Source organism: Marivirga sp., from assembly GCF_051117495.1.
Lineage (GTDB): Bacteria > Bacteroidota > Bacteroidia > Cytophagales > Cyclobacteriaceae > Marivirga.
In genome coordinates this window covers 138,485-152,651 of sequence record NZ_JBNPEF010000004.1, presented here as the reverse complement: position 1 = coordinate 152,651, position 14,167 = coordinate 138,485, and the positions used below count along the sequence as shown (strand labels likewise).

12 protein-coding genes are annotated in these 14,167 nt (G+C 36.9%); all 12 read left to right on the top strand.

The window, feature by feature from the left end; translation table 11 throughout:
• Positions 1 to 174 precede the first annotated feature (174 nt).
• The 12 genes from ACFE0M_RS01740 to ACFE0M_RS01685 all read left to right on the top strand — a co-directional run bounded on the left by ACFE0M_RS01740 (position 175) and on the right by ACFE0M_RS01685 (position 14,145).
• A complete protein-coding gene (locus ACFE0M_RS01740) occupies positions 175 to 1,311 on the top strand; it encodes a CaiB/BaiF CoA transferase family protein (protein ID WP_434544021.1) in 1,137 nt (378 codons plus the stop codon).
• Positions 1,312 to 1,674: 363 nt separating this feature from the next.
• Positions 1,675 to 2,121, top strand: a complete 447-nt coding sequence (gene mraZ / locus ACFE0M_RS01735; RefSeq protein WP_303272067.1) for a division/cell wall cluster transcriptional repressor MraZ — start codon at positions 1,675 to 1,677, stop codon at positions 2,119 to 2,121.
• Between the two features lie 5 nt (positions 2,122 to 2,126).
• Entirely contained in the window at positions 2,127 to 3,032 is a 906-nt protein-coding gene (rsmH, locus tag ACFE0M_RS01730) for a 16S rRNA (cytosine(1402)-N(4))-methyltransferase RsmH (protein WP_434544020.1), read from the top strand.
• Positions 3,029 to 3,412: an FtsL-like putative cell division protein gene (locus ACFE0M_RS01725; RefSeq protein WP_434544019.1), complete on the top strand. Its 384-nt coding sequence runs from the start codon at positions 3,029 to 3,031 to the stop codon at positions 3,410 to 3,412. Before rsmH ends, ACFE0M_RS01725 begins: the two co-directional genes overlap by 4 nt.
• The gene (locus ACFE0M_RS01720; RefSeq protein ID WP_434544018.1) at positions 3,402 to 5,498 is read left to right on the top strand and encodes a penicillin-binding protein; all 2,097 of its coding nucleotides are present in this window, start codon (positions 3,402 to 3,404) and stop codon (positions 5,496 to 5,498) included. The genes ACFE0M_RS01725 and ACFE0M_RS01720 overlap by 11 nt, the downstream gene beginning before the upstream one ends.
• Positions 5,498 to 6,964, top strand: coding sequence for a UDP-N-acetylmuramoyl-L-alanyl-D-glutamate--2,6-diaminopimelate ligase (locus tag ACFE0M_RS01715; RefSeq protein WP_434544017.1), 1,467 nt, complete (start codon positions 5,498 to 5,500; stop codon positions 6,962 to 6,964). The genes ACFE0M_RS01720 and ACFE0M_RS01715 overlap by 1 nt, the downstream gene beginning before the upstream one ends.
• Before the next feature lie 12 nt (positions 6,965 to 6,976).
• Positions 6,977 to 8,194, top strand: coding sequence for a phospho-N-acetylmuramoyl-pentapeptide-transferase (mraY, locus tag ACFE0M_RS01710; RefSeq protein ID WP_434544016.1), 1,218 nt, complete (start codon positions 6,977 to 6,979; stop codon positions 8,192 to 8,194).
• Between the two features lie 147 nt (positions 8,195 to 8,341).
• A complete protein-coding gene (gene murD, locus ACFE0M_RS01705) occupies positions 8,342 to 9,715 on the top strand; it encodes a UDP-N-acetylmuramoyl-L-alanine--D-glutamate ligase (protein ID WP_434544015.1) in 1,374 nt (457 codons plus the stop codon).
• Positions 9,709 to 10,890, top strand: a complete 1,182-nt coding sequence (locus ACFE0M_RS01700; RefSeq protein WP_434544014.1) for an FtsW/RodA/SpoVE family cell cycle protein — start codon at positions 9,709 to 9,711, stop codon at positions 10,888 to 10,890. Before murD ends, ACFE0M_RS01700 begins: the two co-directional genes overlap by 7 nt.
• Positions 10,891 to 11,997 (top strand): undecaprenyldiphospho-muramoylpentapeptide beta-N-acetylglucosaminyltransferase, encoded by a 1,107-nt coding sequence (gene murG / locus ACFE0M_RS01695; RefSeq protein ID WP_434544013.1) that lies wholly within the window; start codon positions 10,891 to 10,893, stop codon positions 11,995 to 11,997.
• Entirely contained in the window at positions 11,994 to 13,391 is a 1,398-nt protein-coding gene (gene murC, locus ACFE0M_RS01690) for a UDP-N-acetylmuramate--L-alanine ligase (protein WP_434544012.1), read from the top strand. Before murG ends, murC begins: the two co-directional genes overlap by 4 nt.
• On the top strand, positions 13,381 to 14,145 hold the full coding sequence (locus tag ACFE0M_RS01685; RefSeq protein ID WP_434544011.1) for a cell division protein FtsQ/DivIB: 765 nt from the start codon (positions 13,381 to 13,383) through the stop codon (positions 14,143 to 14,145). Before murC ends, ACFE0M_RS01685 begins: the two co-directional genes overlap by 11 nt.
• Positions 14,146 to 14,167: the final 22 nt, after the last annotated feature.

The following is a 14,167-nucleotide window of genomic DNA, read 5'->3' as shown; positions in this document are numbered from 1 at the left end:
GGCCAGCGTTGGGCGAAGCGATGAAGCTTTGTTTTGTCTTGAATTTTTGATTCTTTTTGTTCAAGCAAAAAGAATAAGCAGAAAACTTCCCAGTTAATTATACTACAGAATAATTGTGTTTATTTAGAAATAAATAATGTATTTTACATTTAGTAAGACTGAATTTTACTCAAAATGCCCCCAATCTTCGAAAATCTAAGAGTAATCGAATTAGCAAACGTCCTCGCAGGCCCTTCTGTAGGTCAATTTTTTGCAGAGTTAGGCGCTGAAGTAATCAAAATAGAAAACCCCAAGACCAAAGGTGATGTTACTCGTTCATGGAAACTTAAAAGTGAAGATTCTAACAGCTCAATTTCTGCCTATTTCTCAGCTGCCAATAGCGGTAAAAAATCAATTGCTTTAGATATTGGAGAACAAGGAGATTTATCCGTTTTATATAAATTAATTGCCAAATCCGATATCGTGATCGCCAGCTATAAAGCAGGTGATGCCGAGAAACTGAAAGTTGATTATCAGTCCCTTAAGTCCATTAATTCTAAGATCATTTATGGTCAAATCACAGGCTATGGTGATGAAGATGAAAGGGTTGGTTATGACGCCATCATTCAAGCGGAAAGTGGATTCATGAATATGAATGGGGAGCCAGGTGGAAATTCACTGAAAATGCCAGTTGCTTTGGTGGATGTTCTGGCAGCACATCATCTGAAAGAAGCTGTTTTATTGGCTTATATCCATTTGCTCAAAACTAATGAAGGATCAAAAGTATCGGTTTCTTTATTTGAAGCCGCTATTTCCTCGCTGGCTAATCAAGCCACCAATTACTTGATAGCTAGACATAATCCGCAAAAAATGGGAGCAGAGCATCCTAATATTTCACCCTATGGATCAGTTTTGAAAACTGCTGATCAAAAAGAAATCCTTTTAGCAGTAGGAACAAATTCGCAATTTCAAAAGCTATGTGAAGTTTTGGAAATGCCTGAAACTTCTGAAGATGATAGGTTTAAAACCAATACTTTACGAGTGGAGAATAGAAAAACTTTAAATCAAATATTATTGGAAAAAGCAAGATTGTTTCAATACGAAATACTTACTAAAAAATTGAAAACAGCTCAAATTCCAGCAGGAAAATTGCAGTCTGTTTCCGAAGCTTTGCAAGGAAACGATGCTGAAAAAATGGTTTTGAAGTCAGCCGAAATGAACTTCGGATTAAGAAATTTTGCAAGCCATTTATCCTTTATGGGAAAATTCTCCCACCTTGCCCCACCACCTGAATATGATCAAGATAGAGCTGAAATATTGGCTTTAATTTAATTGATGAGCCTTTTAGTATTGCATATGCGACCAAAAGCTAACTCTAAAATATTACACTGTAGATTATAAATTTATTTTCTTTTTTATTCTGATTATCAGGTACTTGTAAATCTGTGTATTGTTTTGTCGTATAGCCCTAAACAGTTGGTTATGAGCGTTTTGAGCATTTTTTATGTTTTTAATTCATAAGAATTTTAAAATGCCAGAATCACCTTTTGCATTAAATATGATCCTGTTTTCCTTGTCTTTTTGATGCCCAAAATGTAATCTTTTGAAGAAAAGTGTAAAAAAGTGGGGGAAAGTGGTATGAAATGTCGCATATTGTTTTAGCTTTGCATATAAGAAATTGTGTAAACTGTAAGCATGGCATTCTTCACCGGTGAATATGACTGTAAGCTAGACGCCAAAGGGCGTATGGTCTTGCCTGCCAAGATCAAAAATGCTCTACCCGAGGGTAGCGGTGATGAAATTGTAGTGCGCAGAGGTTTCGAGCCTTGTTTGGTGCTATACCCGATGCTCGAATACAAAAAGATTTTTTCAAAGATTGCCGGCTTGAACGAATTTAATGCAGAATACAGAAATCTACAGCGCAATTTCTTCAGGGGCAATGCAATCGTGGAACTCGACAGTGCCGGAAGAATTTTGATTCCTAAAAATATGATGGCCTTTGCCGGATTGGAAAGGGAGTCGATAGTTGTGGGGATGGGGAATCGAGTTGAAATATGGGATGCATCAAAATATGATGATTACCTCATTAAAGACCAGAAAGAATTTTCTGATTTAGCTGAGAAACACCTTTTTGAATCTTAATCCCTATGAGCGAATATCACGAACCGGTTATGTTACAGCAATGTCTGGATGGATTGGCTATTAAGCCCAATGGCATCTATGTCGATTTAACTTTTGGGGGAGGAGGACACTCAAAGGCTATTTTGGAAAAACTTACAGACGGAAAATTATTGGGCTTTGACCAGGACCAAGATGCGGAAGCAAATGCTGAAGAAATTGAGCATCCGGGTTTTGAGTTTGTTCAGGCGAATTTCCGTTTCGTTAAAAAATATTTGAAATTATACCGCATCAAGCAAGTTGATGGGGTTTTAGCTGATTTAGGGGTTTCTTCTCATCAGTTCAATAAAGCAGAGCGAGGTTTCTCTACTCGTTTTGATGCGGAATTGGATATGAGAATGGATCAACACGCTCCAGTTAGTGCTAAGGAAGTAGTAAACGAATATAGTGAATCAGATTTACACAAAATTTTCGGGCTTTATGGTGAAGTTCGAAATGCCAAGACTTTAGCCTCGGCTATAGTTTCTGCTCGAGCAAATGCTCCTATCAATACAATTGGCGAATTGAAAGAGATATTACAAAAATTCGCCAAGCGTGGAAGAGAAAATAAATATTATGCTCAAGTTTTTCAGGCTCTTAGAATTGAAGTGAATGAAGAACTGAAAGCTTTGGAAGAGGCTTTATTGCAAATGGAAGAAGTAATCAAGCCGGGTGGTCGATTGGTAGTCATGAGCTATCACAGTCTGGAAGATAGATTAGTGAAAAATTTTATCAATAAAGGGAAATTAGATGGTGTAGAAGAAAAGGATTTCTACGGAAACGTATTGAAACCTTTTAAAGCCATCAATAGAAAGCCTATTACTGCAGAAGAAGATGAATTGACAAGTAATAATAGAGCCAGAAGTGCAAAATTAAGAATAGCTGAAAGGTTATGAGTGAGAATACATTTAAAAAGAAGGATAAAAACCAAGCGAAAGATTCAGCTTCGGGTAGCATATTTTCCAAGCTGGACAAAAAGCTGGGAGGGAACAATGGCGAAGGGGGATTGCCCGTGCATTATCTGCCTTATGTTTTATTCTTAGTGGCGATTGGTATTTTCTACATTGGTAACAGTCATTATGCGGATAAGACTACTCGAAAAATCGACAAGCTTCATCAAGAAGTGGAGGATTTAAGAGCGGATTATACCACTTTAAAATCAGAATATATGTTTGCTTCCAAGCAATCGGAAGTGGCGAAAAAAGTAAAAAAATTAGGATTAAAGGAATCGGAAAAACCACCATTTAAAATAGTTGTAGAAAAAGGTGAATATTAAGAAGTCCATATTGCTCAGAGTTCGATTGGCATTTTTGGCTATTGTCATTTTTGCGGGAGCCATTATGTACCAGATTTTCCATATCCAATGGATGGAGGGAGATAAATGGCAAAAAATGGCTGAGGAAATCAATATGAGCTATCAGGAAGTGAAAGCTACCCGTGGGAATATTTATTCTGACAATGGAAGCTTGTTGGCTACTTCTTTGCCTTTTTATAAAGTGGCTTTTGATCCGACTATTGCAGATGAACAACTGTTTAGGGAAAATATCGATTCCCTGAGTTTGATGTTGTCAAAAAGCTTTGGCCGTAACTCCACTTATTATAAACAGAAAATCACTTCAGCCAGACAAAAAGGAAAACAATATATTTTTCTTTCCAGTGATTTAATCGGTTACCAAAAGAAAAAGGAAATGGAAACATGGCCTATTTTCCGTGAAGGAAGATTAGGTGGTGGAGTGATTTTCACTAAAACGGACAAGAGATTTAGGCCATTCTCTAATTTGGCGTTTAGAACTATCGGATTTTTGAATGAGAATGATTACGGTGCTGGACTTGAATACAGCTTTAATAAATATTTAGCAGGAACTAATGGTAAAGCATTATTTCAAAAGATTTCTGGAAGTAGCTGGAGGCCTGTAAATGATGGCTCTGAAATTAGACCTAAGGACGGATTTGATATCCAAACCACAATCGATATTAATTTACAGGATGTTTCAGAGTCTGCTCTACTACGTCACCTAATCAAGCATGATGCTGATATGGGCTGCGTGGTCGTTATGGAAGTCAAAACTGGTGAAATTAAGGCTATCTCCAATTTGAAGAAACTTTCAAATGGAAAATATGGCGAAGTTTATAACTATGCAGTGGGAAGTCATGGATTAAGAGAACCGGGTTCTACCTTCAAATTGGCTTCATATATGGCGCTTTTGGAAGAGAGAAATATTCAGCTTTCTGATTCCATTGATACGGGAGATGGTGAATTTAAATTCTATAAAGATAAGGTAAGAGATCATAAGCCGGGTGGATATGGAACCATCTCGATTCAAGATGCCTTTGAGAAATCCTCTAACATTGCCATCGCCAAATTAATAGATGAAACTTTCCGAGAGAATCCACAACGCTTTTTGGATTACCTAAAAACAATGGGAGTAACCCAGCCTTTGGGCTTTCAGATGATAGGGGAGGGCAAACCAAATATTCCACCTATCAAACAATGGAGTGGTATTACTTTGCCTTGGATGGCCTATGGCTATGGATTGGAGTTGACTCCTTTACATACTTTGACGCTTTTTAATGCAGTGGCAAATGAGGGTAAAATGATTCGCCCACTTTTGGTGAAGTCAATCAAAAAGACAGATAAAGAAATTAATACCTTCAAAACAAGTGTAATAAGTAATCAAATTTGCTCTAAAGAAACCTTAGACAAATTAAAAATCATGCTGGAAGGTGTTGTGGAAAATGGTACAGCATCTAATATTAATAATGCAGAGTATAAAATTGCTGGTAAAACCGGTACTGCGCAAAGTTTGAAAGATGGCCGTTATGTTCGACAATATTACACCTCTTTTGCAGGTTATTTTCCAGCCGACAATCCAAAGTATTCGGCTATAGTAGTAATGGATAATCCGAAAGGATATCAGCAATATGGGTCGGATGTGGCGGCACCTGTATTTAAAGAAATAGCGGATAAAATCTTTGCATTGGATTTGAATATGCATGATGAGTATGAGTTGGCTGAAAAACCTGAAACAGGCATTTTTCCTGTGGTACAAGCGGGAAATAAACAAGATTTATCAGCCATGCTGAATTATTTAGGGGTTTCAAACCATACAGATGGACAAGAAATAGAGTGGGTGAGGGCTTCCATTCACAATAATTCAATTAAGTGGCAACCGAATAATCAGCATCAGCAAGGTCTGGTTCCAGATGTAAGAGGGATGACATTAAGAGATGCCTTGTATCTATTAGAAAATACAGGCTTGAAAGTGGAAGTAAAAGGTAAGTCAGGAAGAGTTTCCCAACAATCGCAATATCCTGGTTCAAGGGCACTGAAAGGAAGTACAATTAAATTAGAAGTAGGTTAGTGGCAAATTTAAAAGACATATTATATAAAGTTAAATTAATCAGCATTTCAGGTGCCACTGACATTGCTATTGATGCACTTCAGTTCGATTCCAGGATTGTGGGAGCCGGAGATGTATTTATTGCCATCAAAGGAACGCAAGTGGATGGTCATGAATTCATGTCCAAGGCTGTTGAGCAAGGAGCAGTCGCAGTGGTATGTGAAGATATACCTACCGAAATTCATCCGGAAGTAACCTATGTGCAAACGGATAATTCAGCTAAAGCCTTGGGCATTATGGCGGATAATTATTTTGGCCATCCTTCCGAAAAACTGAAATTGGTTGCAGTCACCGGCACAAATGGTAAAACCACAACCGTGAGTTTATTGCATCAGCTTTTTATGAACTTAGGCTATCATACTGGTATGATTTCCACTGTTCAAAATCAGATTAATAATGCAGTAATTCCAGCTACTCATACTACTCCAGATGCTTTACAGTTGAACTCATTATTGAAGAAAATGGTAGAATCGGGCTGTAATGTGGTTTTCATGGAAGCAAGCAGTCATGCTATTGAGCAAGAAAGAATGGCGGGTTTGAAATTAGCAGGGGCTGTTTTTACCAATATTTCACATGAGCATTTAGACTATCATAAAACATTTGATAATTACATAAAAGCCAAAAAGAAATTATTTGATGATTTGCCTTCCGATGCATTTGCTTTGGTGAATGTGGATGATAAAAGAGGAATGGTGATGTTACAAAACTGCAAAGCCTCCAAACATACTTATTCCTTGAAAATGATGGCGACTTATAAAGCCAAAGTCCTAAGTAATTCGCTTCAAGGCTTGGAACTCAATATTGAACAAAAGGATGTTTGGTTCAGGCAAATTGGGTATTTCAATGCCTATAATCTTCTGGCAGCCTATGCCACAGCTCATCTTTTGGATGAGGAAAGTGAAGAGGTTTTAATGAACTTATCCCAAATCGAATTGAAGAACGGACGATTTGAGCAAGTACCGAATAATGCAGGAATTACTGCTGTAGTGGATTATGCGCATACTCCGGATGCATTAGAAAATGTGTTGCAAACCATTGATAATATTCGAACTGGAAACGAGCAGGTGCTGACAGTTGTCGGCTGTGGAGGAAATAGGGATACTGCAAAAAGGCCTCTTATGGCCGAAATTGCTTGTAGATTTAGTGACAGAGTGATTTTGACTTCTGATAATCCGAGATATGAAGAACCTGAAGCCATTATTGCGGATATGCAAAAAGGGGTGCCGGTTTCTCAAGTAAGAAAGGTGACGAATCTACCTGACCGAAAAGAAGCGATAAAATTGGCTTGCAGTTTTGCACAAAAAGGAGATATCATATTAGTGGCTGGTAAAGGTCATGAGACTTATCAAGAAGTGAAAGGCGAAAGAAGCCACTTTGATGATAAGGAAATAGTACATGAAATGTTGAGTTTAATACATAATAAATAAAAATAGAGAAAGGTGTTATATTATTTATTCGACTTCTTAAATAAAAAAATGGACTTGCTTGGGGCAGGGGTGTTTCAGTATATCTCTTTCAGAGCAGGAATGGCCACGCTTTTCTCATTGCTAATTACCATCACTTTTGGTAAGCAACTGATTAATAAATTACGAAGGAAACAGGTGGGAGAAACTGTTCGTGATTTAGGATTGGATGGTCAAATTGAGAAGTCTGGAACCCCTACCATGGGTGGTATTATGATTATTTTGGCGATAGTAATTCCAGTGTTGCTTTTCTCTAAAATTGATAATATTTATATCATCTTATTACTAGTTTCCACGGTTTGGATGGGTTTAATTGGTTTTGTGGATGATTATATTAAAGTATTCAAAAAGAATAAAGAAGGACTTCAAGGGAAGTTTAAAGTTTTTGGGCAAATAGGTTTAGGTCTTATAGTTGGGCTTACTTTATTCTATCATCCTGATGTTACGATTAGGGAGTTTGCTTCACCAGTTAGTGTTTCAGAGGGTGTTGAAATGGTTTCCGAGAAATCCTTTGAAGATGTTAAATCAATGGTGACTACCATTCCATTTTTTAAGGATAACGAATTTGATTATAGCAGTATTCTACCTTTTCTACCTGATGGATATACAGTTATCATTTATGTATTGTGGGTGATTTTTATAGTGACGGCTGTTAGCAATGGAGCTAATATCACGGATGGAATAGACGGCCTTGCTGCTGGAACTTCCGCCATCATTGGATTGGCATTAGCCATTTTTGCTTATGTATCCGGTAATGCCATTTTCTCACAATATCTCAATATTATGTTTATCCCAAATAGCGGGGAGATTGTAATATTCTGTGCCGCATTCGTGGGTGCCTGCGTTGGATTCTTATGGTATAACACCCATCCGGCTCAGGTTTTTATGGGAGATACCGGAAGTCTTTCAATAGGAGGGATTATTGCAGTATTGGCATTAGTGGTCAGAAAAGAATTATTGATTCCTGTTTTATGTGGGATTTTCCTGATTGAGAATCTATCCGTGATTATTCAGGTGAGCTATTTTAAATATACTAAAAAGAAGTATGGGGAAGGCAAAAGGGTGTTTTTAATGTCTCCCTTGCATCATCACTATCAAAAGAAAGGAATTCATGAATCTAAAATTGTAAACCGCTTCTGGATTATGGGCATTTTATTGGCCATTATTTCAGTAGCAACATTGAAACTTAGATAAAAGAGAATCAAGAGTCAAGAATCAAGATTAGGTCAGTACCGAAGGTCAGACCGGAGTTAGATAGAATTGAAATAGATAGAATTGAAATAGATAGAATTGAAATAGATAGATAAAAGAGTAGAAATAGAGAAATACTTAAATTAAACAGTGAATAAAAGAATCATCATATTGGGAGCAGGAGAAAGCGGAACCGGTGCTGCTTTGCTAGCAAAAGCAAAGGGATATGATGTTTTTGTGTCTGATTTTGGAAGTATAATAAATGAAAATAAAGAAAAATTAAATCAAGCCGAGATTCCTTTTGAGGAAGGAAAACACACAGAAGATTTAATATTAAATGCTGATAAAATAATCAAGAGTCCTGGCATTGCACCAAAGGTGGATATTGTGCAAAAAGCCATTGCTAAAAATATCCCTGTTATTGATGAATTGGAATTTGCTTTTGGATATACTAAAGGAAAAATCATTGCCATAACTGGAACTAATGGCAAATCCACTACTACCATGATGACTTACCATCTTTTTAAAGAAGCAGGTTTATCGGTGGGACTGGGTGGTAATATTGGTAAAAGCATGGCTGGACAGTTAGTGGATCAAGATTTCGACTGGTGGGTGCTGGAGTGTAGTAGTTTCCAAATTGACGGTTTTATTGATTTCAAACCCCATATTGGTGTGCTCTTGAATATTACGCCAGACCATCTGGACAGGTACGATTATAAAGTTGAAAATTATGTGGCATCAAAGTTCTCTTTATTCAAAAATCAGAATAAAGAAGATTTTGCTATTTTATATACAGAAGATGATTTGATTAGTCAGTATCTTGAAAAGCATCAGATTTCTTCAAAGACATTAGCCATAAAATTTGAGGATTTACCTTATGAAGGAGCTTATGCAAATCCATCGGGTATCATTATCAATTTAAATGAGCAACGACATACTTTTTCTCAAGAATTACTGACCATAAAAGGAAAACATAACCAGACAAACGCCATGGCCTCTATTTTAACATCCAAAATCGCAAGAATTAAGAATGAAAAAATCGCGGAAAGTCTTCCGAAATTCAAAAGCATTCAACACCGACTGGAATCAGTAGGTAATATTCACGGGATTGAATTCATAAATGATTCTAAAGCCACAAATGTGGATGCGGTCTATTATGCATTGGATGCATTTACAAGACCTATTATTTGGATAGTTGGGGGAGTGGATAAAGGGAATGATTACAGTCAATTGGATGTGGTCAGTACCAATGTAAAAGCCATTATTTGTTTGGGAAAAGATAATGAGAAAATTAAGGAGCATTTTAAAAGCAGATGCGCAGTAATCGAGGAAACACAATCAATGCAAGAAGCAGTAGAAATGGGCTATAAATTATCTAAAGATAGAGAAGTAGTCTTGCTTTCCCCTGCTTGTGCCAGCTTCGATTTATTTAAAAATTATGAAGACCGAGGGAATCAATTTCGCTTGGCATTCCAATTATTGGAAAGAGAAATAGAATTGAAAAAATTATCGCAGTCATGCTAAGTATTCAAAACATAAAAGCTTGGACTGACAAGCACCTAAAAGGAGACCCCGTGATTTGGTCGGTGGTTTTTGCTTTGGGTATGCTCAGTATTTTAGTGGTTTATAGTGCAACGGGAACTATTGCTTATTTCAAATACGGAGGCAATACTGAATACTATTTATTACGCCACAGCTTTTTAGTTTTACTAAGTTTCTTTGCTATGTGGGTGGCTCACAAAGTGGATTACAGATATTTTTCCAAATTATCGCGTTTGGCACTTTGGCTTTCAGTTCCACTCTTGATTTATGCATGGCAATTTGGGGTGAACCTAAACAGCGCTTCAAGATGGATTACTATTCCGTTTATCAATCAGTCATTTCAGCCATCGGATTTAGCAAAATTGGCCTTGATTATCAATTTGGCTGGTATGTTGTCCAAAAGACAGCAGAATATCCATGATTTTAAAAAGTCATTGATTCCAATGCTTTTATGGTGTGGCCTAATTTGTGGATTAATTGCGATGACGAATTTATCTACCGCTATACTTTTATTCTTAACCTGCATGTTGCTTTTATTCATTGGAAGAATTCCAGTAAAATATTTAGCGATGTTAGCTTTTGTAGGTGTTTTCGCGGTCAGCATAGCTATGGTAGTGGGGCAAAGGGGCGAAACTGCCATTAGTAGGATTGAAAATTTTATCAGTAAAGAAAATATTCCTTTTCAAGCGCAACAGTCTTATATAGCAGTCGCCACAGGCGGAGTGACCGGAAAAGGACCTGGAAATAGCAGTCAGCGAAATTTTTTACCAGAAGCATTTTCAGATTTTATCTTCGCCATTGTGGTGGAGGAATATGGAATGATAGGTGCGGGAATAGTGATTTTGCTATATCTCACTTTGTTGTATAGAGGAATGAAAGCAGCGGCCGCTAGTGGCAGAGCCTATGGAGGACTGCTCTCGGCAGGACTGAGTTTTGCCATAGTCGTTCAGGCCATGGTCAATATGGCAGTTGCCGTTGGGCTTGGACCGATTACAGGTTTGCCACTTCCACTGTTAAGTATGGGGGGAACCTCTTTATTATTTACGGGAATAGCTATGGGCATAATTTTGAGTGTCAGCAGAGGAGAAATAGAAGAAACACCAGACGCATTAAGTAAAAAGCAATTTTCTAATTTACCTAAAAAAGAAGCAGCCTAAATGGATATGCAAAAACCATATCGATTTATTTTAAGTGGAGGAGGCACTGGAGGTCATATTTTCCCTGCTTTGGCTATTGCGGATGAAATTAAAAAGCAAATGGTCAATGCAGAGATACTTTTTGTGGGTGCAGAAGGTAAAATGGAAATGCAAAAAGTACCAGAAGCAGGCTATAAGATTTTTGGATTACCAATAGCGGGCATTCAAAGAAGTTTGACATTGAAGAACTTGAGCTTCCCTTTTAAGCTTTTGAATAGCTTAAAGCAAGCTAAAAAGATAGTGAAGAATTTTAAGCCGGATGCGGTCATTGGCGTGGGCGGTTATGCAAGTGGACCCACATTAAGAGCGGCCTCCAATTTGGGAATTCCTTGTCTCTTGCAAGAACAGAATTCTTATGCTGGTTTAACAAACAAATGGCTTAAAAAGAAAGTAAAGCAGATTTGCGTTGCTTATGAAGGAATGGATAAATATTTTCCTTCTTCAAAATTGAATTTAACCGGGAACCCGGTTAGGAAAAACTTATTGGATTTGCCAGCTAGATCAACAGCACTAAAAAGCTTTGATTTAGATGCAGATAAAAAGATCATCTTGGTTCTAGGTGGAAGTTTAGGAGCCAGAACCATAAATGAGAGCATAGCGCAGAATTTGGATTTGTTAGCAAAGGAAGATTTTCAGATGCTTTGGCAAACTGGAAGGCTTTACCATAATGAAATGCAGACTCGAGCTGAAAATGCTAATAAAAAGCAATTGAAAGTATTGGAGTTCATCAAAAATATGGATGAAGCTTATGCTGCTGCCGATATTATCATTACAAGAGCTGGAGCATTATCTGTTTCGGAATTACAAGTGGTGGGTAAACCGGTGATTTTTGTGCCTTCACCCAATGTTGCAGAAGATCATCAAACCAAGAATGCACAGGCATTGGTCAAAGAAAATGCAGCATTAATGGTAACAGATGCTCAGGCAGTAAAAGATTTGTTGCCTCAGGCTTTTGAATTATTAAAAGATATGGATAAGCAAAAGGAGCTATCTGAAAACATAAAAAAAATGGCTAAACCTAAAGCCACAGAAGAAATAGTATCGATTATTTTTAAAATGATTGAATGAAGATAAAAAATATACATAGCGCATATTTCATAGGAATTGGAGGCATCGGCATGAGTGCTTTGGCTCGTTGGTTTCACCATAATGGTGTGCAGGTTTATGGCTATGACAAAACATCAACCGACCTGACCACAAAGCTTGAAAATGAAGGGATTTCAATTCATTTTGAGGATGAAATTGAGAAAATGCCTGAGTTTGTATTTGAAAATAATAAAGGTGTTTTGGTGGTTTATACCCCTGCAATCCCTAAAGATCATAAAGGTTTTAATTATCTGAAAGAAAAAGAAATTAAGCTATATAAAAGATCTGAGGTCTTGGGTAAACTTACTGAGGGTATGTTTACTGTGGCTGTGGCAGGAACTCATGGTAAAACTACTACAAGTTCCATGGTAGCACATCTATTGAAAAGTGGAAAAAAAGATATAGCAGGGTTCTTAGGTGGAATTACCACCAATTATAGTACCAATATGGTCATGAATCAAGGTAACTATAAAAAAGCCATCATTGTGGTGGAAGCAGATGAATTTGACCGTTCATTTTTAACTTTAAAACCCAATATTGCGGTGATAACCTCAACCGATGCAGACCATCTGGATATTTATGGAAAACTGGATGAATTAAAAAAATCATTTTCTCTTTTTCTGGAAAATGTAAATCCTGCTGGTCAAATCTATATTAAAGATGGATTATGGGAAGAACTCACTTCAAAAAAGATTAAAGCAAAGCCCAGTTCTTATGGTTTGAATGCTGGTGATATTAGAGCATTAAATGTACAAGTGAAAGAGGCTAAGTTTGTTTTTGATGTTACGCTAGATAATAAAGTTATAAAGGGTTTTCAATTGTCTGTTCCTGGTTTCCATAATGTAGAAAATGCCGTAGTGGCCATTGCCATTGCAAATCAACTAGGATTAAGTGAGAAAGAGATTTTAGAAGGAATCAAAACATATAGAGGCGTAAAAAGGAGATTTGAATATGTAATTCAAAGACCTGACTTCGTATTTATAGATGATTACGCACACCATCCTAGTGAAATAAAAGCAATGTTGACTTCTGTGAGGGCATTATATCCTGGAAAGAAAGTAAGCGTATTGTTTCAGCCTCATTTATATTCTAGAACTAGGGATTTTGCAGTGGAATTTTCTCAAAGTTTAAGCTTGGCTGATGAAGTAATGTTGTTGGATATCTATCCTGCTAGGGAGTTACCGATTGAGGGGGTTAGCAGTGATGTTTTATTAGATTCCATCCAAGCAGATGAAAAATATAAAGTTGAAAAGGAGTCTATTATAGAATATTTGAGTAATCGACCTTTGGAAGTGTTCATTACAATGGGAGCCGGAGATATAGACCGATTAGTGGAACCTTTAAAAAATATGTTTAACAAGCAAAATGCAGCTTAAAAAGAGTTTAAATATCGTCTTAAAATTTATTTTACCATTATTGGTATTTGTGGTAAGTATCGGCTTTGTGAGTAAAAAGCAGGATGAGGTGCTTTGCAAGAAAATCATTATCAATATAAAAAACCAACAAGGAAATTTCTTCATTAATGAGGCTGATATCAATAGCTTATTGACTAATAATGGCAATGAAATGGTCATGAATCTTCCTTATGAAAATTTCAAATTAAAAGATTTGGAAGAAAGAGTGAATGCTCATAAGTTCATCCAAACAGCAGAAGTATATAGGGATTTAGCCGGCAATATGATGGTAGATGCCGTGCAGGCTAGGCCAATAGCAAGAATTTTTAATCCGAATGGAGCTGATCATTATATTAGTGACCAAGGCAAAATTTTACCAGTATCGGAACGCTTTACTGCCAGAGTGATGGTTTTATCCGGTGATTTCTTCAAGCCTTATTTGGAAGAAGATATGATGAAGGACGATGCAGGAAAAGACTTATTTCATTTTATAAAGTTTATAGAGCAAGATAAATTTTGGAGTGCGCAATTTGCGCAGTTGGAAGTAGATGATAGAGGAATAATTAATATATACCCTCAAGTAACCAAACAGTTGATCGAATTTGGGACGGTATATAATTATTCTGATAAATTGTCGAAACTTAAAATATTTTACGATAAGATACTGCCTGACAGAGGGTGGAATCGATACGATCGTGTAAATTTACAGTTTAAAGAACAAATCATTTGTGAATAGAATAACCTTAGTTGATACATGG

Bases quoted from the DNA above. Each gene is read 5' to 3' on its own strand.
- ACFE0M_RS01740 (WP_434544021.1), top strand. From the start codon at position 175: ATGCCCCCAATCTTCGAAAATCTAAGAGTAATCGAATTAGCAAACGTC.
- mraZ (WP_303272067.1), top strand. From the start codon at position 1,675: ATGGCATTCTTCACCGGTGAATATGACTGTAAGCTAGACGCCAAAGGG.
- rsmH (WP_434544020.1), top strand. From the start codon at position 2,127: ATGAGCGAATATCACGAACCGGTTATGTTACAGCAATGTCTGGATGGA.
- ACFE0M_RS01725 (WP_434544019.1), top strand. From the start codon at position 3,029: ATGAGTGAGAATACATTTAAAAAGAAGGATAAAAACCAAGCGAAAGAT.
- ACFE0M_RS01700 (WP_434544014.1), top strand. From the start codon at position 9,709: ATGCTAAGTATTCAAAACATAAAAGCTTGGACTGACAAGCACCTAAAA.
- murG (WP_434544013.1), top strand. From the start codon at position 10,891: ATGGATATGCAAAAACCATATCGATTTATTTTAAGTGGAGGAGGCACT.
- murC (WP_434544012.1), top strand. From the start codon at position 11,994: ATGAAGATAAAAAATATACATAGCGCATATTTCATAGGAATTGGAGGC.
- ACFE0M_RS01685 (WP_434544011.1), top strand. From the start codon at position 13,381: ATGCAGCTTAAAAAGAGTTTAAATATCGTCTTAAAATTTATTTTACCA.